At 56.4% G+C, this 19,692-nt stretch carries 18 protein-coding genes; 12 read left to right on the top strand and 6 right to left on the bottom strand.

Going from position 1 to position 19,692, the window contains the following annotated elements:
• Positions 1-89: 89 nt before the first annotated feature.
• From RA27_RS11750 to coxB, 5 genes are all read right to left on the bottom strand, one after another.
• Positions 90-905 (bottom strand): cytochrome c oxidase subunit 3, encoded by an 816-nt coding sequence (locus RA27_RS11750; RefSeq protein WP_039538916.1) that lies wholly within the window; start codon positions 903-905, stop codon positions 90-92.
• 22 nt (positions 906-927) lie between these two features.
• A complete protein-coding gene (locus tag RA27_RS11745; protein WP_039538914.1) occupies positions 928-1,503 on the bottom strand; it encodes a cytochrome c oxidase assembly protein in 576 nt (191 codons plus the stop codon).
• Positions 1,503-1,664 carry a hypothetical protein gene (locus tag RA27_RS24390; protein ID WP_193746506.1) on the bottom strand — a complete coding sequence of 54 codons (162 nt, stop codon included), beginning with the start codon at positions 1,662-1,664 and terminating at the stop codon, positions 1,503-1,505. The genes RA27_RS11745 and RA27_RS24390 overlap by 1 nt, the downstream gene beginning before the upstream one ends.
• Complete coding sequence (cyoE, locus tag RA27_RS11740; RefSeq protein ID WP_039538912.1) at positions 1,661-2,617, bottom strand: heme o synthase; 957 nt, start codon at positions 2,615-2,617, stop codon at positions 1,661-1,663. Before cyoE ends, RA27_RS24390 begins: the two co-directional genes overlap by 4 nt.
• 73 nt (positions 2,618-2,690) lie before the next feature.
• Positions 2,691-3,602, bottom strand: coding sequence for a cytochrome c oxidase subunit II (gene coxB / locus RA27_RS11735; protein WP_039539071.1), 912 nt, complete (start codon positions 3,600-3,602; stop codon positions 2,691-2,693).
• 176 nt (positions 3,603-3,778) lie between these two features.
• Between coxB and tldD the strand changes: the two genes are divergently transcribed.
• The 5 genes from tldD to RA27_RS11710 all read left to right on the top strand — a co-directional run bounded on the left by tldD (position 3,779) and on the right by RA27_RS11710 (position 10,795).
• Positions 3,779-5,200 carry a metalloprotease TldD gene (gene tldD, locus RA27_RS11730; protein WP_039539068.1) on the top strand — a complete coding sequence of 474 codons (1,422 nt, stop codon included), beginning with the start codon at positions 3,779-3,781 and terminating at the stop codon, positions 5,198-5,200.
• Between the two features lie 228 nt (positions 5,201-5,428).
• Positions 5,429-6,562 carry a DNA-processing protein DprA gene (dprA, locus tag RA27_RS11725; RefSeq protein WP_039538910.1) on the top strand — a complete coding sequence of 378 codons (1,134 nt, stop codon included), beginning with the start codon at positions 5,429-5,431 and terminating at the stop codon, positions 6,560-6,562.
• A 181-nt stretch (positions 6,563-6,743) separates the two neighbouring features.
• On the top strand, positions 6,744-9,365 hold the full coding sequence (topA, locus tag RA27_RS11720; RefSeq protein ID WP_039538908.1) for a type I DNA topoisomerase: 2,622 nt from the start codon (positions 6,744-6,746) through the stop codon (positions 9,363-9,365).
• Between the two features lie 99 nt (positions 9,366-9,464).
• Positions 9,465-10,169, top strand: a complete 705-nt coding sequence (locus RA27_RS11715) for a CoA transferase subunit A (protein ID WP_039539065.1) — start codon at positions 9,465-9,467, stop codon at positions 10,167-10,169.
• Positions 10,169-10,795: a 3-oxoacid CoA-transferase subunit B gene (locus tag RA27_RS11710; RefSeq protein ID WP_039538906.1), complete on the top strand. Its 627-nt coding sequence runs from the start codon at positions 10,169-10,171 to the stop codon at positions 10,793-10,795. The genes RA27_RS11715 and RA27_RS11710 overlap by 1 nt, the downstream gene beginning before the upstream one ends.
• 33 nt (positions 10,796-10,828) lie before the next feature.
• On the opposite strand, the gene RA27_RS11705 is transcribed toward RA27_RS11710, so the two are convergent.
• Complete coding sequence (locus RA27_RS11705) at positions 10,829-11,695, bottom strand: lytic transglycosylase domain-containing protein (RefSeq protein ID WP_039538903.1); 867 nt, start codon at positions 11,693-11,695, stop codon at positions 10,829-10,831.
• A gap of 352 nt (positions 11,696-12,047) precedes the next feature.
• On the opposite strand from RA27_RS11705, the gene RA27_RS11700 reads away from it, so the two are divergent.
• From RA27_RS11700 to RA27_RS11665, 7 genes are all read left to right on the top strand, one after another.
• Positions 12,048-12,245: a hypothetical protein gene (locus RA27_RS11700; RefSeq protein ID WP_039538901.1), complete on the top strand. Its 198-nt coding sequence runs from the start codon at positions 12,048-12,050 to the stop codon at positions 12,243-12,245.
• 440 nt (positions 12,246-12,685) lie between these two features.
• Positions 12,686-13,567, top strand: a complete 882-nt coding sequence (cpaB, locus tag RA27_RS11690) for a Flp pilus assembly protein CpaB (RefSeq protein WP_039538897.1) — start codon at positions 12,686-12,688, stop codon at positions 13,565-13,567.
• A 197-nt stretch (positions 13,568-13,764) separates the two neighbouring features.
• Positions 13,765-15,171, top strand: coding sequence for a type II and III secretion system protein family protein (locus RA27_RS11685; RefSeq protein ID WP_039538895.1), 1,407 nt, complete (start codon positions 13,765-13,767; stop codon positions 15,169-15,171).
• Between the two features lie 17 nt (positions 15,172-15,188).
• On the top strand, positions 15,189-15,812 hold the full coding sequence (locus RA27_RS11680; RefSeq protein ID WP_039538893.1) for an OmpA family protein: 624 nt from the start codon (positions 15,189-15,191) through the stop codon (positions 15,810-15,812).
• Between the two features lie 201 nt (positions 15,813-16,013).
• Positions 16,014-17,246, top strand: a complete 1,233-nt coding sequence (locus tag RA27_RS11675; protein WP_039538891.1) for an AAA family ATPase — start codon at positions 16,014-16,016, stop codon at positions 17,244-17,246.
• Between the two features lie 17 nt (positions 17,247-17,263).
• Positions 17,264-18,703 carry a CpaF family protein gene (locus tag RA27_RS11670; RefSeq protein WP_039538889.1) on the top strand — a complete coding sequence of 480 codons (1,440 nt, stop codon included), beginning with the start codon at positions 17,264-17,266 and terminating at the stop codon, positions 18,701-18,703.
• Positions 18,704-18,715: 12 nt separating this feature from the next.
• On the top strand, positions 18,716-19,684 hold the full coding sequence (locus tag RA27_RS11665; RefSeq protein WP_039538887.1) for a type II secretion system F family protein: 969 nt from the start codon (positions 18,716-18,718) through the stop codon (positions 19,682-19,684).
• Positions 19,685-19,692: the final 8 nt, after the last annotated feature.

The following is a 19,692-nucleotide window of genomic DNA, read 5'->3' as shown; positions in this document are numbered from 1 at the left end:
ACGCAATTGTATGGGGCGCAATCTTGCGCCCCGCATAGAGGAAAAGCCGCCCCGAGGGACGGCTTTTGCAACTGGATCACTGAACGGCGTTAGATCAGCGGGGCCTGCCCCCAGATGTAAACGGCGAAGAACAGGAACAACCAGACAACGTCAACGAAGTGCCAGTACCAGGCGGCCGCTTCGAAGCCGATGTGCTTCTCGGGCGTGAAGTCGCCCCGCAGAGCGCGGATCAGGCAGACCGACAGGAAGATCGTCCCGATGATAACGTGGAACCCATGGAATCCGGTGGCCATGAAGAAGTTCGAATAGAACTGATCGCCGCCAAACTTCCAGCCATCATGAGCCAGCAGCTCATAGTATTCAAACGCCTGCAGCGCGGTAAAGGCGATGCCCAGCACGATACCGATGGCCAGGCCGTTGATCAGCGCCTTGCGATCGTTGTCATGCACCAGCGCGTGGTGCGCCCAGGTGATCGCACAGCCCGACAGCAGCAGAACCAGCGTGTTGATCAGCGGCAGGTGGAACGGGTCAACCGCGTGGATGGCGGGCTGAATGTATTCGGTGCCCGCATAGTCATACATCGGATACATACGATGTTTGAAGAACGACCAGAACCAGGCAAAGAAGAACATTACCTCGGACATGATGAACAGGATGAACCCGTAGCGCAGTCCGATACGAACAACCGGCGTGTGATCCCCCTGACGGCTTTCAGCCACAACTTCGGACCACCAGGCGAACATGGTGTAGAGAACACCGACGAGCCCCATCCAGAAGATCCACGGGGTCATCCCGTGCATCCACAGAACGGCTCCGAACAGCATCACAAACCCACTGACCGCGCCGATGAGCGGCCAGATCGAGGGGTTCAGAATGTGGTAGTCATGGTCTTTAGCGTGTGCCATCAGCGTCCCTCACCTACAGGCGTTAGTTCTTGTTTGTCTCAGCCTGCACATCAAGGGCGGCATAGCCCTCGGGCAGATCAATTTCGTAGAATGTATACGACAGAGTGATCGTATGCACATACTGGGCTTCCAGATCGTCGACCATTTCCGGGTCGACGAAGAAAGTCACCGGCATCTCAACCCGCTCACCGGGTTGCAGAACCTGCTCTTCGAAGCAGAAACAGGCAATTTTCTGGAAATATCCACCGGCAGAATACGGGGTGACATTGTATGACGCCTGTCCCGCAATCGGACGGTCGGTTGGATTATATGCTTCATAGAAGGCCAGACCGGTCTCACCGATGCGGACTTCCATCTCGCGCTCGACGGGCTTGAATTCCCAGGCCATGTCTTTGGCTTTTGATGCATCAAAGCGCACTTTGATGGTGCGGTCCAGAATCTCGTCGGGTGCGACCTCGGCGACACCGGTGGTCCCGCCAAAACCAGTAACCCGGCAGAACCAGTCATAAAACGGGACGGCCGCCCAAGCTAGGCTGCCCATCAGGACAACCACGCCAACCGTCTGCGCAACGGTCTTCTGAGGACCGGTCAACGCCATCAGTTCTGCACCTCTTGCGGCGCCAAGTTGAAATCGGTGCCCGAGACCTTCACGATCGTCAGCCCAAAGATGATCACGATAAACGCGGCCAGCGTCAGGCCCACGCCCAGATTGCGGCTGAACCGGCGCTGATGCAGTTCGTGGCTTTTGCGCAGGCTCATGACCAGCCTCCGAACCCGTAGGGTTTCAGCAAGGCTTCAGCCAGAATCGCGCCGAAATGCAGGAACAGGTACAGAAGCGACAACTTGAAGAAGTTGCGCTCGACTTTGAAGTTGTCGGCTTCGGAGTCTTCCTCATTTCGACGGGAGATTTGCCACGCGCCCCGCAGGAACAGGGCGTTCATTACCAGAGCTACAACCAAGTAGATCGGGCCTCCGATATCCGAAAAAGCAGTACCGACGGCCAGCAGCGCCAGCAGAGCTGTGTAGACCAGAATATGCCACCGCGTTGCACGACGTCCGTGGGTGACGGTCAGCATCGGCACGCCCGCATCGTCGTAGTCCGAGCGCATGAACAGCGCCAACGCCCAGAAATGCGGCGGCGTCCACATGAAAGTCAGAGCGAACATCAACCACGGCTCAAGCGTCATCGAACCTGTGGCCGCGACCCATCCGATCACCGGCGGGAACGCCCCCGCGGCACCACCAATGACGATGTTCTGCGGCGTCGAGCGCTTCAGCCACATCGTGTAGACAACGACATAGAAGAAAATGGTGAAGGCCAGAAACGCCCCTGCGAACCAGTTGGTTGCCAGACCCAGCATGATCACCGCCAGACCGGACAGAGCCAGGCCCAGTGCCAGCGCCTCACCCTCTTCGACTTTGCCGGAGGGGATCGGACGGCCCTTTGTACGCTTCATTACCTTGTCGATATCCGCGTCCCACCACATGTTAAGCGCGCCGGATGCACCACCACCTATCGCGATGAACAGGATGGCGCAGAATCCCACGAAAGGATGCACAGGAACCGGAGCTGCAAGCAGTCCAACCAAGGCAGTAAAAACGACCAGCGACATCACGCGTGGCTTCAGCAGGGCGAAATAATCGCCAAAGCTGGCCTCGTCCGCACGGGCGGGCGCGGCTACGGTGCTGGCATTGAAGCTTGCGTCGCTCATTTTTGGTCCTTCTGGGGCAAAAGCTGCGCGAAACCCGCGCAGCCTGCATTTGTTTACCTAGGCCGCCAAGGGCTTAGTTCGAGGCGACCTGATAGGTTGCAGGCTGGCCTGCATACTCTTCCAGCGCGCCCTGCAGCCACTGTTCGTAGGCCTCTTCGCTGACCACTTTGACCGTAATCGGCATATAGGCATGGTCCTTACCGCACAGTTCAGAGCACTGGCCGAAATAGATACCTTCTTGCTCGGCCCGGAACCACAGTTCGGCCAGACGTCCCGGTACCCCGTCCTGCTTTACGCCAAACGACGGAATGGTCCACGAATGGATCACATCCGAAGCCGTGACCTGCATGACGATGATCTTACCAACCGGGACAACCACTGCAGTGTCCGTGGCCAACAGCCATTCGTCTTCGCTGTAACCCGCGTCGGTCAGCTTGGCGCGCATCGCATCGTCCAGAACAAACGGTGTAACATCCGCATCTGCCGGGCGTGCGCCCTCATCCAAAGTGGCCGGGTGGCCCAGCAAATAGCTGTCGAAGGCAAAATCGTGATCGACATATTCGTAGGTCCAGTACCATTGGTTACCCACGACCTTGATGGTGATGTCGCCTTCGGGAATTTCCTGCTGGTTAAACAGAACCGGCAGTGAAAACGCACCGATAAAAACAAGAATGACAATCGGCCCCAAAGTCCACGCGATTTCGACCGGTGTATAATGCGAAAAACGGGCGGGTGTGGGGTTGCTACGCCGATTGAAGCGCAAGATACAATAGATCAGAAGCCCTGCGACCAATACACAGATGGCCGTGATGATCACCAGAATCATCGTATCCAAATTCTGGAGTCTAACCGCCTCGGTCGATCCCGCTGGCTGGAAACCCATGCCACCCGGTACAGGCTGGCCAATGATCTTGAGGTCCTGAGCCATCACGGGCAAGCTGGAAAGGGCGGTAAACAGCCCCGAAAGCATCAAAGCATTCTTCATTTTCTGTCCTGATCGTTTGATCTTTGCGTTCCTGGCGAAAAGATGTGAATCGGCCACACCTCTCCCGTTGTCTTTGGCTGCGTTAAAAACCATATTCCGTCGGGTAGATAAAGCAAAATGCTTGCGTCAAACAGACGCTATTTTTGATCTGGATCAAACCCGAAAGGTCACAACCGATGACTCAGGCCCCTTTTCGCCCTTTTGAAAGCGTTCTTCCGAAGGATGAAGCGCTTGCCGTTTTGCAGGCTGCAACCGACGGTGCAGAGGACGGAGAGCTTTTTGTCGAGCGGCGAAAATCCGAGTCACTTGTGTTCGATGACGGCCGTCTCCGCACGGCGTCCTACGACGCATCCGAAGGATTCGGACTGCGTGCTGTTCAGGGAGAAGTCGCCGGTTATGCCCATTCGACGGATGTATCGATTCCTTCACTGAAACGCGCGGCCGAAACTGCGCGGCTGGCGGTTGGCGACGGCGGTGGCGCATTGGCTAGGGCGCCGCAGCCCACCAACACGCGCCTTTATACCGATGAAGATCCAATCGAATCCGCCAGCTTCCCCGTGAAAATCGAGACGTTGCGCGAGATAGACGCCTTCACCCGTGATCTGGACCCCCGGGTTATGCAGGTCAGCGCCACAATCGCAGCCGCAGTGCAGGAGGTCGAGATTCTGCGCCCCGATGGTGTACAGGTCCGCGATGTTCGCCCGATGACCCGGCTGAACGTCTCGGTCATCGTCGAACAGGACGGCAGGCGCGAAAGCGGCTCTGCCGGAGGCGGCGGCCGTGTCGGACTGGACGGGTTGATTGATCCTGCCGATTGGCAGGACAAAGCGCGCGAGGCGCTGCGGATTGCGATGGTCAATCTGGATGCCATCCCTGCCCCCGCCGGGGTGATGGAGGTCGCTCTGGGTCCCGGCTGGCCCGGCATTCTGCTGCACGAAGCGATCGGCCACGGGCTGGAGGGTGATTTCAACCGCAAGGGCAGCTCCGCCTTTGCCGGGTTGATGGGGCAGCAGATCGCCTCAAAAGGCGTGACGGTCGTGGATGACGGCACGATTGCGGACCGTCGCGGCTCGATTTCCGTCGATGACGAAGGCACCCCCAGTTCGCGCACGGTTCTGATCGAAGATGGTATCCTCACCGGTTATATGCAGGACCGCCAGAACGCGCGTCTGATGGGCGTTTCACCCACTGGAAACGGACGGCGGCAGAGCTATGCCCACAAGCCTATGCCGCGTATGACCAACACGATCATGCTGGGTGGCGATGCCGATCCGGCCTCGCTGGTGGCAGATATCAAGGATGGTATCTGGGCCGTGGGTTTTGGGGGCGGTCAGGTCGATATCACCAACGGTAAGTTTGTGTTCTCGTGCACAGAAGCATACCGGGTCGAGAACGGTAAAATAGGTGCGCCTGTCAAAGGAGCGACACTGATCGGTGATGGCCCCTCGGCGCTGAAACGCATCCGGGGATTGGGCAACGACATGGCACTCGACCCCGGCATGGGAACGTGCGGCAAGGACGGTCAGTGGGTGCCGGTGGGCGTTGGACAGCCTACGGTTCTGATGGATGGGCTGACGGTTGGCGGTTCCGCCGCCTGAGTCGGAATGAAAGGACTGGCGGGGGTTGCAGGGTTAACGCTGTGTCCCTCCGGCACATTTAAACGTTGTTCAAAGAGAATAAGAGATAAGAATATTTTTCTTGTTTTTCAAAATACTAATATGCACCCGGAAGAAAAAATCCTAATAATGCAAATCTAATTTTCCGAGATTCACAGGCTGTTAACCCGCTGTACCGTAAACCAGTTTTGCAATCAGGCGGAGCATCGGATGACCGAAGAGCAGCTTTCTTCCAATCACCCCCCACTCCCACCCACCACGGAAGAGGACCGGTTTTCCTGGCTCCGTCTGTTGCGCTCGCGCAAGGTTGGTCCGGCGACGTTCCGGCGCTTGTTGCGCGAACATGGCTCGGCGCAGAACGCGCTGGCCGCGCTGCCGGAAATGGCGCGCGCTGCCGGGATTGAGGGGTACGAAACCTGCCCTCCCGGCGTTATTGCGGCGGAGCTCAAGGCCGCAAAGGCCGCCAAAGCGCGGCTTTTGTGCCTTGGGGCCGCCGACTATCCCGATGCGTTACGCGACATTTCGGATGCGCCACCAATGCTCTGGGCGATCGGCGATCCGACCATTTTGCAGCGACAGGCGATTGCTATGGTTGGGGCCCGGAACTGTTCTTCGCTGGGTGCTCGCATGGCGCGGGCATTGGCTACCGATCTGGGTAAGAGGGATTTTGTCGTGGTCTCAGGCCTCGCCCGAGGCATAGATACCGCGGCGCATCTTGCCGCGCTGGAAACCGGAACGGTGGCTGTGATGGCCGGAGGGGTCGACGTAATCTATCCGGCCGAGAACGCCGATCTGGCGCGCAATATCGCCGAAAGTGGCCTGCGCCTGTCTGAACAACCGATGGGCACAACACCTCAGGCACGGCATTTTCCGCGCCGCAATCGCATTATCTCAGGTCTCGCGCAGGCGGTCGTTGTTGTTGAGGCCGCAGCAAAATCCGGCAGCTTGATCACCGCACGCGATGCGTTGGATCAGGGTCGCGATGTTCTGGCCGTTCCCGGCCACCCGTTTGACGCACGGGCTGCCGGGTGCAACCTGTTGATCCGGGATGGCGCAACACTGGTCCGCTCTGCCGAAGATGTGATGGACGCCCTGCCGCAACAGCCACAGCTTGCCGCCCAACAGTCCCTGCCCACCAGGCCCGAGGCCACAAGAAACGAAACTACGCCCCAGGCACTGCATGAGGCGATTCTGACTCGGCTTGGCCCGTCTCCAATCGCCGAAGACCAGTTGATCCGCGACATAGCCGCATCCGCTGGCGAAATAGGTCCTGTGTTGGTCGATCTGGAACTCGACGGCAAGATTCAGCGGCAACCGGGCGGGCTGTTGTCCCTTTGCGCCTGACTTAATGGCGAAATTCAATCGTCGACGCGACGCGGGATGGCGCCTTGTGACAGGCCGAAATCGGCCCGAAATTCGAGCCTATCTGGTGGCAAAAAGGAACGCATTGACAATTCGATCTTGCCCCACACATTTTGCACGGTCATACAAAGCGCAAAATCCGTCGAGCGAGGATTCCTCTTAAATGCCTGTAGTTGTTGTAGAATCTCCGGCCAAAGCAAAAACGATCAATAAATATCTTGGCCCCGACTACACTGTTTTGGCCTCATATGGCCATGTGCGAGACCTGCCGCCGAAGGATGGGTCGGTCGATCCCGAGCATGAATTCTCGATGAAATGGGAGGTCGGCAATGACAGCCGCAAGCATGTCAAAGCGATTGCCGACGCGCTGAAGGAAGACAACGCCCTGATCCTCGCAACCGACCCTGATCGCGAGGGCGAGGCGATCAGTTGGCACCTGCAGGAAGCACTAACCAAGCGCCGCTCGATCAAGAAGGACACCCCGGTCAGCCGCGTGACCTTCAATGCGATCACCAAAGACGCCGTGACCGAAGCGATGCAGAACCCGCGTGAGGTCGACATGCCTTTGGTCGAGGCCTATCTGGCCCGCCGCGCGCTGGACTATCTGGTGGGGTTCAATCTGTCGCCCGTGCTGTGGCGCAAACTGCCGGGTGCCAAATCGGCTGGCCGCGTCCAGTCGGTCTGCCTGCGGTTGATCGTCGAACGCGAGATGGAGATCGAGGCGTTCAAGCCCGTCGAATATTGGTCGGTCAAGGCACTGTTCGAAACGCCGCGCGGCCAGACCTATGAGGCGCGCCTGGTCACTCTGGCCGGCAAGAAGCTGGACAAGCACGATCTGGCAAATGCAACACAGGCCGAACTAGCGGTGCAGGCGATTACCAGCCGGGCGCTCAGCGTCACCTCGGTCGAGGCCAAACCCGCCGCGCGCAACCCCAGCGCACCGTTCATGACCTCGACCCTGCAGCAGGAGGCCAGCCGCAAATTCGGAATGGGCGCCCGCCACGCGATGCAGGTGGCTCAACGGCTCTATGAGGCCGGGTACATTACTTATATGCGGACCGACGGCATCGACATGGCGCCCGAGGCTGTGGCAGCCACCCGGGATGCCATCGCCGATCGTTATGGTGCGGAATACGTTCCGGACAGCCCACGGATGTACAAGAACAAAGCCAAGAACGCGCAGGAAGCCCACGAATGTATCCGCCCAACGGATATGTCACGTGATGCCAAAGCGCTGAAAGTCACGGATGAAGACCAGCGAAAGCTCTATGATCTGATCTGGAAGCGCACCATCGCCTGCCAGATGGCCGCCGCGCGGCTCGAGCGTACAACGGTCGAAATCGGCAGCGATGACGGCCAGGTCGGTCTTCGTGCCACGGGTCAGGTGGTGCTGTTTGACGGTTTCATGCGCGTCTACGAAGAAGGTCGCGACGATGTTGTCGACGACGACGACAAGCGCCTGCCGCAGATCATGCAGGGCGATCCGGCGCGCTTTGCCAAAACCTCGCTGCGCGACCAGCACGCAAAAGCGATGGGCGACAGCAAAGCTGCGATTCTGTCTGACAACGAGGCCGTTCTGGCGTTGCAGCATCATACTCAGCCACCGCCACGTTATACGGAGGCCACGCTGGTCAAGCGGATGGAGGAACTGGGGATCGGGCGTCCTTCGACCTATGCCTCGATCGTCACCACGATTCAGGACCGCGAATATGTCCGCAAAGACAAGAACCGCCTGATCCCCGAAGAAAAGGGGCGGATCGTCACGATCTTCCTGCTGAACTTCTTCCGGCAATATGTGGGTTATGAATTCACCGCCAACCTGGAAGAACAGCTGGACGATGTCAGCGCCGGTGATCGCGACTACAAGGATCTGCTGGGCAAGTTCTGGCGTGATTTCTCGGCTGCTATTGGCGAGACATCGGAGCTGCGCATCTCCGAAGTGCTGGACAAACTGGATGAGGCGTTGGCGCCGCAGCTTTATCCGCCGCGCGAGGATGGCTCGGACCCTCGTATCTGCCCGAAATGCGGTGTCGGGCAGTTACACCTGAAAACCTCGCGCACCGGCGGGTTTGTCGGGTGCGGCAACTACCCGGAATGTACCTATACCCGCCCCATCGCGGGTGAAGGCGCCGAAGGGGACGAACGCCTGCTGGGCGAAGATTCCGGTGATGAGATCTGGCTGAAGTCCGGTCGTTTCGGCCCTTATGTCCAGCGCGGAGAACCGACGCCCGAGAACAAGAAGCCGCCTCGTGCCTCCCTGCCGCGTGGTTGGAGCAAGGATGACATGGATCTGGAAAAGGCCCTGATCTTGCTCAGCCTCCCGCGCCAGATCGGCGAGCATCCCGAAGGCGGCATGATCACCTCGAACTTTGGCCGCTTCGGGCCGTATTTGATGCATCAGCTGGCGGATGAACCAAAGCCGGTTTACGCCAACCTGAAAGACCCGAACGATGTGTTCGAGATCGGGATGAACCGAGCCGTCGAACTGCTTGCCGAGAAGCGTGCCAATCCGGGACGGCGCGGTCAGGCGGCAAAGCCGCTCAAAGAGTTGGGCGAACACCCCGATGGCGGCGCGATCCAGGTTCTGGACGGGCGTTACGGGCCATATGTGAAATGGGAGAAGGTCAACGCTACCCTTCCAAAAGACATCAAGCCCGAAGATGTGACACTTGAGATGGCGGTGGAACTGGCTAACGAAAAGGCGGCCAAGAAGGGCACCAAAAAGAAAGCGGCACCCAAGAAGAAAACCGCGACGAAGAAAACAACAAAGAAGGCGACCAGCTAGGGGTTAGGTAGAAATACCACCACCCCTTCGGTTTTATTGACTTCCCCGTGACGCGGCGGCACAACTCGGCCCAACACCATGTCATTGGGGGAGTTTTCCATGAAGAAAATCTATGCCAATGCCACCGAGGCGCTCGATGGGGTGATCTCGGATGGCATGTTGATCGCGGCAGGCGGGTTCGGCCTGTGCGGTATCCCGGAGATGCTGCTTGAGGCGATCAAAGCCTCGGGTGCCAAGGACCTGACCTTTGCTTCAAACAACGCGGGTGTGGATGATTTCGGCATCGGGATTCTGCTGCAGACCAAGCAGGTCAAGAAGATGATCAGCTCGTATGTCGGCGAAAACGCGGAATTCATGCGCCAGTATCTGAGCGGTGAGCTGGAGCTGGAATTCAACCCGCAAGGTACATTGGCTGAACGCATGCGTGCTGGCGGCGCGGGTATTCCGGGCTTCTACACTAAAACTGGTGTGGGCACCGTGATTGCCGACGGCAAAGAGCACAAAGAGTTCAATGGCGAAACTTATATTCTGGAAGAGGGCATCTTTGCAGACCTTGCCATTGTGAAAGCTTGGAAAGCCGACGACACCGGAAATCTGGTGTTCCGTAAGACCGCCCGCAACTTCAACGTGCCCGCTGCAACCTGCGGCAAAATCTGTGTGGCGGAGGTTGAAGAGATCGTGCCCCGCGGATCGCTTGAACCGGATTCGATCCACCTGCCCGGTATCTATGTGCATCGTATTGTGCAGGGGAATCACGAAAAGCGTATCGAACAGCGCACCACCCGTAAGAAGGAGGAAGCATAATGCCCTGGGACCGCAATCAGATGGCCGCGCGCGCGGCAGAGGAACTGGAAGACGGCATGTATGTGAACCTCGGCATCGGTATTCCGACGCTGGTGGCGAACTATGTGGGTGACAAGGACATCACCCTGCAGTCCGAGAACGGAATGCTGGGCATGGGCCCGTTCCCGTTTGAAGGCGAAGAGGATGCTGACCTGATCAACGCGGGCAAGCAAACGATCACCGAATTGTCCCGCACGTCTTATTTCGACAGCGCCACCTCATTTGCCATGATCCGGGGCGGTAAGATAGCCGCTGCGATTCTGGGCGCGATGGAAGTGGACGAAAAAGGTGATCTGGCCAACTGGATGATTCCCGGCAAGCTGGTCAAAGGCATGGGTGGCGCGATGGATTTGGTCGCCGGCGTTGGGCGTGTGGTGGTCGTAATGGATCACACCAACAAGCATGGCGATTCAAAGGTGCTGAAGGAATGCACCCTGCCACTGACCGGTCAGGGCGTTGTTGATCGCATCATCACCAATCTGGGCGTGCTGGACGTTGTCGAAGGCGGCTTGAAGATTGTCGAACTGGCGGACGGTGTCAGCGAAGACGACATGCGCGCGGCGACTCAGGCGACGATCGTTAACTGATATGGGCAAGGCCCGCCATGAGGCGGGCCCCCTTCAATTGGAGGTCTGGAATACACAGGCATCCGAAATGAACTGCGGTGGTGTCGTACAAAGCGCGCTTGCGACCTGAAACGCCGCAAGGACTTTGGGAACATAGTCTCGGGTCTCGGCATAGGGTGGGACTCCGCTGTGTTTGTGCACGGCCCCCTCACCTGCATTGTAACCTGCGAGCACGAGGATCGGGTCACTCTCGAATTCCTCCATCAGCCAATGCAGGTATTTAACCCCGCCTTCGATGTTCTGCTCTGGCCTCAGGCTGTCCTCAACGCCAAAGCGCCGCGCCGTCGCTGGCATCAACTGCATCAACCCCTGCGCCCCGGCAGAGCTTACAGCCTCGGTCTTTCCGGCCGATTCCACCGAGATTACGGCCAGCACCAGAGCAGGCGAGACGTTGGTGCCCACTGTCGAGCGCAGAATGTCCACTCCGCGTTGATCTGCGATGTCTTGCAGCGCTTGCAGACGTGGAGAGGCAACTCCCGTCGCGGTCAACGCCTGAACCGCGTCTCTAAGCCGCCCTGCATTCGCCTGCGCCAGATCGGGGGATACCCGGCTCCAGAACGCTTTGTAGGAACCAACTGGCTTGTCGGCCCCGGCTATCTTCGGCGGGTTCGACGGCGGTACTTTTGCGCGGGTGATGATCTCGGGTGCCTCCAACTTGGCACCCGTGCTGGGTGCAGACGGCGATGCCGCGTGTTGCTCGGGCGTGATCTGAATCGTCACACGCGGACGTGCGCCCGGTTTGGGGGCTTTGATACGCTTATAGACCCCACGCGGCTCTGTCTCGGTTGCGGACACTGGAATCGTGCCCGACAACAGAAACGCCACCGCACCAGCACAAAAGACTGCGTCCCGGAAATGCATTTGCCTGCCTCGATTTCTTATCTTTTGAAGCATTTTGAACATCATAACCGCCTGCAACACCAGAAAAACAAAGTGAAATGGGGCAATTTCGCCTCATTTGCCGCTATTTTGCATCGCACGTCACTTGCGCAGCAGAAAAAGAGTTCATTTTTTTCATTTACAATCAGTTAGTTACAATAATTCTCAACAAAAAATTAAGCTCTACGTAAAAAAAATGAGGTTTGGCCCAATTCCTGCCACGCACAAGGGGCAAACATATATCCATACCGAGACGATCGGGAGCGGACTGAGAGAGAAAGCTCTGAAAGACGCCGAGGTTAATTACTTTTTGATCCTTTAGGAGGGACGTAACATGATCAAGTTCATCAAGAACTTCCGCAAAGACGAAGACGGCGCCGTAACTGTAGACTGGGTCGTTCTGACCGCAGCCGTTGTTGGCCTGGCCGCTGTTGCTTACAACCAGATTCATTCGGGCGCTAGCAGCCTGGCGGGCACCATCAATGACGCTCTGGGCTCTGCAACAGTGACTCTGCCAAGCACCAACAACTAAGCCTTAGTCGGTTTATTGTAACAATTAGGGCCATGTCTTTATTCAAAGGCGTGGCCCTTTTGTTTCAATCAAGATTAATCCGGTGTAGCACAATGTTGAATAGGTTAAATAGTTTCAAAACTGATGAAACTGGCGCAGTTGCGGCAGACTGGGTCGTTCTGACGGCTGTTATCACAGGCCTTTCTGCAACAGTTTATTTCTTCTTAAGTCAGTCACTCCAGGACGCTGGACAACCAATCGTTAATGTCGAGGTCGAAGAAATCGAATTTGACTAAGATAACACTTAGCGGGCCTTACTACTTCCATCATCCAGCACCAATGCACCTTTTTAAGGAATAGTAGACGGATTGTCCGCTTTTTCGACACAATTCCAAAATATCTTGGACGCTGAATCACCGTGACGCTATGAGTCATGGTCTTAAGAAGAAAAAGAGGAACAAATGCGAGCTGTTTTTGGACTTGTTCTTATCATCGGGGTCGCCCTAGCCGGTGGTGCTGTCTATATGGCACGCGAGTACATCACTGATAATCAGGCCAAACTTGCGCAGGAACGAAAGTTGCGTGAAGAAGCGTTGGCTAATGCGAAGGCGGGCTTGATTCCGACCGTAGACGTATTGGTTTCAAATCGTTCACTAAAATATGGTGAACGATTGTACCCGGATGATATTCGCGTTGTACAATGGCCGGAAAACGCTATTCCGGAAGGCACCTTTGCGGATGCCGCCGTCCTTTTCCCAGACATCAAAAACAATGAACGGTTCGTCCTCCGAGCGATGGAGAAAGACGAAGCCATAATGGAAGTCAAAGTCACTAGCCCAGGTGAGACAGCGGGCCTCAGATCACAGCTGCCCAAGGGTATGCGCGCCTTTGCTATCAGCGTCGACGTGGCGTCCGGGGTGTCAGGCTTCCTTCGCCCAGGCGACACAGTGGATGTTTATTGGACTGGCTCCTTGCGCGGAACCAGCGAATCCGGACGCGGCGAAATAACTCGCCTCGTGCTGACAAACATCGAATTGGTCGCCGTTGACCAGACTGCAGGGCTGGATGTGACTGGCACAACCATTGCCCGTACAGTTACAGTCGCGGCAACACCGCAGCAAATTGCCGCTTTGGCTCAGGCCCAGAACACGGGACGCATGTCACTGGCACTGGTAGGTGCGCAAGACGACGAAGTGGCTGAGGTGGTTGAGATCGATCAGCAGTCGCTTTTAGGAATTGTAGAGCGAGCACCGGCTCCTGTCGTAGCGGAAAAGAAGGTCTGCACCATCCGAACGCGTCGGGGCGGCGAGACTGTAGAAACCCCAATTCCCTGCACAAACTAACGACAATTCATACCTTTATAATGGAAAGGCCGCGCAGTCCGCGCGGTCTTTCTTTTTGTGTTGTTGCGAATAATCCACATAAGGAAAATTCCAGAAACCATTGATTATTGCAATAAATCTGGTTTTGGAGCAGGGTTCCAAAGCATAGGGCATAAGACCCAAAAAAAAATCGAGTGGTGATCGGAGAGGCAGGTCACATGACAATACATTCCTGGATCAGCGCAACCCTATTGGGGTTGACGCTTGTTATGAGCCCAATCGGCGATGCCGCTTGGGCTGAAAATCTTCGCGTGGTAAAAAAGGGAACATCAGAATCGCTGGATGTTCCTGTAAACCGCGCAATTGTGGTGGAAAGCGAGCAGCCGTTCGCCGACATCAGTATCGCCAATGCTGGCATTGCGGATATCTCGACATTGTCGGACCGCACCATCTACGTGCTTGGTCGTGCCCCGGGGACGACTACTCTGACGATGTTCGACGGCGCAGGTAACTTGATTACCAATGTGCGCGTACGTGTCTCTCCGGATGTTACGGAATTCAAGGAACGGCTGCGCCAGATTCTTCCTAACGAACGAATCGAGGTGCGAACTGCCAACGATGGTATCGTCTTGTCTGGCACCGTTTCCAGCAGCGCCAAACTCGCGCGCGCGCTCGAATTGGCGGAACGGTATGCACCTGAACGTGTGTCGAACCTGATGAACGTCGGTGGCGTACAGCAAGTAATGCTTAAAGTTCGTTTCGCTGAAATGAACCGCTCTGTTGCCAAGAACTTGTCGGCATCGTTGGGTTTTGGCGGTGGCGATACGACCGCCGGTTTCAATACCTTAAACAACCAGGGCGCTCTGAACAACGCCATTGGGAACAATATCCCGTTTGTTCAAACGAATACAGGCGCTATCCTGTTTGGGTTTGGCGCGGGTTCGACGCAAGTTCGCCTGCTGCTGGAAGCTCTTGAAACTAAAGGCCTCGTCCGCAGCCTGGCTGAACCCAATCTTTCAGCCTTGTCAGGCCAAGAAGCCGAGTTTCTGGCTGGCGGCGAAGTGCCAATCCCTGTGCCACAGGGCGACGGGGTTGTTGCCATTGAGTACCGCCAATTTGGTGTACAACTCTTGTTTGTTCCTCGTGTTGTCGATGGCAACCTGATCAATCTGGAATTGGGTGCATCAGTTTCGAGCATCGACCAAAGTGCAAACTTCACAATCAACGGTGACAATGTTCCTAGCTTCATCACCCGCCAAACCCGCACAACCATCGAGCTCCGCGATGGTGAGAGCTTTGCAATTGCCGGTTTGATTCAGGATGACTTCACGGATCTGAATAGCCAGGTTCCTTGGCTCGGCGATGTACCTGTACTGGGAGCCCTGTTCAGAAGTGCGCAATACCAGCGTGAGCAGAGCGAATTGATCATCATTATCACCGCGCATCTGGTATCGCCCACACGTGGCGAAGCGCTCGCCTTGCCAACCGACCGAGTAAAGCCCCCCAGTGAATTCGACCTGTTCGTGAACGGTAAGGTCTCGCGAACCGAACGCGCAGGCAATGGAGCGGCCTCGGAAGTTGCCAAGCAGGATTTTGGCACATCTTACGGCTATGTCCTGGATTGATAGAGAGGATAGAACCAATGGAGAAGTGGATCATCGCACTGGGTCTTTCGGTTACTGTCGCCGGCTGCACGCGTGAAGCCGGATACGAAATCGATCAGGGCACATTCGGCAACGCAACCTTGAACAACATTCAGGTGATGAATGGAGAGTTGACGTATGGCCAAATTCTCGCGCGGCGTTTCGCTGCCGAGGTGCCGACGCAGATTAACTTTGCATTTGATAGCGCCCAACTGGACGCATCGGCACAACGTATTCTGCTGCAGCAGGCTGCCTGGATCAAACGGTTCCCTGAGGCACGCTTCCGTGTTTACGGCCATACTGACGAAGTCGGATCTGACGCTTATAATAAGCGATTGGGACAGCGCCGTGCAAACGCCGCCGTTGCCTTCCTGACGCGACAAGGCATATCGCGTTCACGGTTAGAATCTGTTGTGTCCTTCGGCAAATCCAGACCGCTAATCGACACTCCGGATCGTGATCGGCGCAACCGACGCACGGTTACAGAGGTATCGGGATTTGTTGACCGTCATCCAAACGTCTTGGATGGTAAGTACGCTGAAGTGATTTATCGCGAGTATATCTCAAGTGCGATTCCACGAAGCTATGTCCAGAGGCAAGAGGACGCTAGCGGCGGCGAATAATAATAAGGGGTTGGGCGGCATTGTCGCCCATTTCCCTACAATTGGTTCTTTTGCGCCCAATTCTCGCCCAACTTCCAAGCGATCTTGTGAACAATTGGGTGACCTGCGGCCAAAATTGACCGCATCGGGCGACAGCATTCCAGAACTGACCCTTCAAGCGTTCAAATGGTTTGCTCAGCCCTCTCGATGAGGATTGTGTTAATGACGAGCGCGACACCGCAGGACGAAAACAACAGCATTCTGGCTTGCACCATCAGCCGGGACGTCCAGAACTTCGATCTGTTGATCGAGGATATGGAGGTAGCGCTGGGTGAGCGCTGGGGCGATCTTGGCTTTGCCGAAGCGTTGGCTTTCTTCACCCAGCCGGAAGCCGGGTCGCTGCAATTCGTAGCTTTGGCATTGGATGGCGATGATGAAGACAATCTGACGCTGATGGGTGAAATCATCACTCAGGCTAAAGAAAAAGGTATCAAGGTCGTTCTGATCGCAGAAGACGTAACTCCGGCCGCGCTGCATCAGCTGCTGCGCAAAGGCGCGGATGAGTTTGTTCCCTACCCGCTGCCCGAAGGTGAATTACAGGAAGCTATCGACCGGATGAATCAACCCGATCCGGTTATGGCGCCTCAGGCGGCACCGTCCTCGATCAACGGCGCGTCGAAAGAAGGGGCGCTTTTTGTTGTTCAGGGCCTGGCAGGCGGCGTTGGCTCGACCACCATGGCCGTCAATCTGGCCTGGGAGCTTGCAACCGTATCCGCCAAAGAAACACCCAAAGTGTGCTTGATCGATCTGGACCTGCAATATGGCACCGTCTCGACCTATCTGGATTTACCGCGCCATGAAGCTGTCTTTGAGATGCTCTCGGACACGGATTCCATGGACGAAGAATCCTTCGGGCAGGCACTGCAGACGTTTGAAGAGAAACTGCAGGTTCTGACAGCGCCATCCGACATGGTGCCGCTGGACATCATCACCCCGGAAGACATCCAGCGCGTGATCGACACTGCGCGCGCGAACTTTGATTATGTCGTTATCGACATGCCAAAAACACTTGTTCACTGGTCCGAGACGGTTTTGCAGGCTGCGCATGTGTATTTTGCACTGATCGAACTGGATATGCGATCAGCCCAGAACGCTCTGCGTCTCAAGCGCGCGTTGCAGGCCGAGGAATTGCCCTTCAACAAGTTGCGGTTTGCCATGAACAGGGCTCCGAAATTCACCGATCTCAACGGCAAGAGCCGGGTTAAGCGCATGGGCGAAAGCCTCGGGATTTCGATCGATCTGCTTCTGCCCGACGGTGGCAAACCGGTCATGCAAAGCGGTGATCACGGTTTACCGCTCGCCAATTCGGCGGCCAAGAACCCGCTGCGCCGGGAAATTGCCAAATTGGCTCAATCGCTTCACAGCCTGGGCAGCAGCGATGCTGAAGCCGCTTAACACGAAGGGGAGCCAGCGTGTTCTCAAGATATAAGAAACAGCCTTCGGCGCAGCCGGTTGAAACTCAAGCGCCTAAAGCAGAAGCCCCGACTGCGACTGCGGCTGCGCCCAGCACAACGGCTGTCGCACGCAAGCCCGTGAAGAAAAAGGCCGCGGAAGTTGTTGGAAACGACAAGGAACGCAAGCGCAAAGAACGGCTGGGGGAAATCAAGCTCGAGCTGCACCGCGAACTCCTCGAAAACCTGAACCTCTCCGCCCTTGAAAAGGCTGAGGAATCCGAACTGCGAACGGAAATCAGCGCGATTGCCAGTGAAGTTCTGGAAACGCGCAATATTGTTCTGAACCGCGAAGACCGTATCCAGCTCAACAAAGAGCTTTATGACGAGGTGACAGGTCTTGGACCGCTGGAAGCCCTGCTACAGGACGATACGGTCAACGATATTCTGGTAAACGGACCACAGCAGATATTCGTCGAACGGCACGGTAAGCTGGAAATCAGCGACATCACGTTCAAGGATGAAAAGCACCTGATGCGGATCATCGACAAGATCGTGTCCGCCGTGGGCCGCCGTGTTGATGAATCCAACCCGTATGTTGACGCCCGTTTGGCTGATGGCTCTCGTTTCAATGCCATGGTGCCCCCAATTGCGGTGGATGGCTCACTGGTCTCCATTCGTAAGTTTAAAAAGGACAAGCTGGGCATTGACGATCTGGTCAACTTCGGCGCCTTCACCGAAGAGATGGCAGCCTATTTGCAGGCTGCTGTTTCGACGCGTCTGAACATCATCGTCTCAGGCGGTACGGGCTCTGGTAAAACGACAACACTGAACGCCCTCTCCAGCTTCATTGACGATGCCGAACGCATTCTGACCATTGAGGATACGGCGGAACTTCAGCTTCAGCAGACACATGTCGGTCGCATGGAAAGCCGCCCGCCCAACGTGGAAGGCAAAGGCGAGGTAAGCCCGCGCGACTGTTTGAAAAACGCTCTGCGTATGCGACCCGATCGCATCATCGTGGGCGAGACGCGTGGCGCCGAGGTGATCGACATGCTGCAGGCCATGAATACCGGCCACGACGGTTCGATGACCACGATCCACGCCAACTCGGCCCGTGACGGTATTTCGCGTCTGGAAAACATGATCGCGATGGCCGGGATCGAGATGCCGATCAAAGCCGTTCGAAGCCAGATCTCATCGGCTGTGAACCTGATCGTCCAGGCCAGCCGTCTACAGGATGGTTCGCGCCGCATGACATCGATCACCGAAATCACCGGCATGGAAGGTGACGTGATCTCGATGCAGGAACTGTTTAAATTTCAACGCGTTGGACTGACACCGGATAACAAGATCATCGGTCATTTCACTGCGACGGGCGTGCGCAGCCACTATTCCGAACGCTTCCGTCTGTGGGGCTTCGACCTACCTGCCTCGATCTACGATCCGACCACGATGTAGGAGAAAAGAGTTATGCAACTGCCTGTCGAGGCGCTCATCTATATCGTGATATTCGTCGGGGTATTTGCCCTGGTCGAGGGTATCTATCTCGTCGCGTTCGGAAAATCCATTAGCTTGAACAGCCGCGTGAATCGCAGGCTGGACATGATCGACAAGGGTGTCGGACGCGAGCAGGTGCTCGAACAGCTGCGCAAGGAGATGCAGCAGCACATGAAGTCGCAGAGCATACCGCTCTACTCACTTCTGGCCGACAAAGCGCAGAAAGCCGCGATTGCCTTTTCTCCCAGGCAATTGATCATGATTATGGCTCTGGTTTCAGCATTGGCATTCGCAGCTCTCAGCGTCGCAACCGCAACCGATATGAGCCTTCGGATCGCAATCTCAGGCGCCATTGGCATAGGTGCGGTGTATACATGGGTCAGCAACAAAGCCAAGAAACGCATGGCGTTGATCGAGGAGCAGCTACCTGATGCGGTGGAACTCATGGTCCGATCATTGCGCGTCGGCAACCCCTTCGTTTCATCGATCCAGATCGTTGCAAACGAGGTCGAGGACCCACTTGCAACTGAGTTCGGCATAATCTCGGACGAGTCTGCATACGGTCGGGATGTGGGTGAAGCCCTCAAGGATATGGCGGAACGGTTGGACATGCAGGACCTGCGATTTCTTGCGGTCGCGGTCTCGATCCAACAGCAATCGGGGGGCAACCTTGCCGATATTCTGGCTGGATTGGCTAAGGTTATCCGTGCCCGGTTCCGATTGTTTCGCCGGGTGAATGCCATCACCGCCGAGGCAAAGTGGTCGGGCAAGTTCTTGTCCGGGTTCCCTGTTGCTTGTCTTGTTTTTATCCTGATCAAAAGTCCGGACTACTATGACTCGGTCATCGATCACCCGTTCTTCATTCCCGCATGTTTCTTCGTCGGCATAATGTTGACGTTGAATCTAATCGTCATGCGTATCCTGACCGACATCAAGGTTTAGAGGCTCGA

It is taken from the genome of Ruegeria sp. ANG-R (assembly GCF_000813985.1).
Classification (GTDB): Bacteria; Pseudomonadota; Alphaproteobacteria; order Rhodobacterales; family Rhodobacteraceae; genus Ruegeria.
This window is presented reverse-complemented; position numbering and strand designations above follow the sequence as displayed.

What these genes read in the sequence shown, in the direction of transcription:
- RA27_RS11750 (WP_039538916.1), bottom strand. Translation starts at nt 905, where the DNA reads ATGGCACACGCTAAAGACCATGACTACCACATTCTGAACCCCTCGATC.
- RA27_RS11665 (WP_039538887.1), top strand. Translation starts at nt 18,716, where the DNA reads ATGCAACTGCCTGTCGAGGCGCTCATCTATATCGTGATATTCGTCGGG.
- dprA (WP_039538910.1), top strand. Translation starts at nt 5,429, where the DNA reads ATGACCGAAGAGCAGCTTTCTTCCAATCACCCCCCACTCCCACCCACC.
- topA (WP_039538908.1), top strand. Translation starts at nt 6,744, where the DNA reads ATGCCTGTAGTTGTTGTAGAATCTCCGGCCAAAGCAAAAACGATCAAT.
- RA27_RS11745 (WP_039538914.1), bottom strand. Translation starts at nt 1,503, where the DNA reads ATGGCGTTGACCGGTCCTCAGAAGACCGTTGCGCAGACGGTTGGCGTG.
- tldD (WP_039539068.1), top strand. Translation starts at nt 3,779, where the DNA reads ATGACTCAGGCCCCTTTTCGCCCTTTTGAAAGCGTTCTTCCGAAGGAT.
- RA27_RS11675 (WP_039538891.1), top strand. Translation starts at nt 16,014, where the DNA reads ATGACGAGCGCGACACCGCAGGACGAAAACAACAGCATTCTGGCTTGC.
- RA27_RS11715 (WP_039539065.1), top strand. Translation starts at nt 9,465, where the DNA reads ATGAAGAAAATCTATGCCAATGCCACCGAGGCGCTCGATGGGGTGATC.
- cyoE (WP_039538912.1), bottom strand. Translation starts at nt 2,617, where the DNA reads ATGAGCGACGCAAGCTTCAATGCCAGCACCGTAGCCGCGCCCGCCCGT.
- RA27_RS11710 (WP_039538906.1), top strand. Translation starts at nt 10,169, where the DNA reads ATGCCCTGGGACCGCAATCAGATGGCCGCGCGCGCGGCAGAGGAACTG.
- RA27_RS11685 (WP_039538895.1), top strand. Translation starts at nt 13,765, where the DNA reads ATGACAATACATTCCTGGATCAGCGCAACCCTATTGGGGTTGACGCTT.
- RA27_RS11700 (WP_039538901.1), top strand. Translation starts at nt 12,048, where the DNA reads ATGATCAAGTTCATCAAGAACTTCCGCAAAGACGAAGACGGCGCCGTA.
- RA27_RS24390 (WP_193746506.1), bottom strand. Translation starts at nt 1,664, where the DNA reads ATGAGCCTGCGCAAAAGCCACGAACTGCATCAGCGCCGGTTCAGCCGC.
- coxB (WP_039539071.1), bottom strand. Translation starts at nt 3,602, where the DNA reads ATGAAGAATGCTTTGATGCTTTCGGGGCTGTTTACCGCCCTTTCCAGC.
- cpaB (WP_039538897.1), top strand. Translation starts at nt 12,686, where the DNA reads ATGCGAGCTGTTTTTGGACTTGTTCTTATCATCGGGGTCGCCCTAGCC.
- RA27_RS11705 (WP_039538903.1), bottom strand. Translation starts at nt 11,695, where the DNA reads ATGCATTTCCGGGACGCAGTCTTTTGTGCTGGTGCGGTGGCGTTTCTG.
- RA27_RS11680 (WP_039538893.1), top strand. Translation starts at nt 15,189, where the DNA reads ATGGAGAAGTGGATCATCGCACTGGGTCTTTCGGTTACTGTCGCCGGC.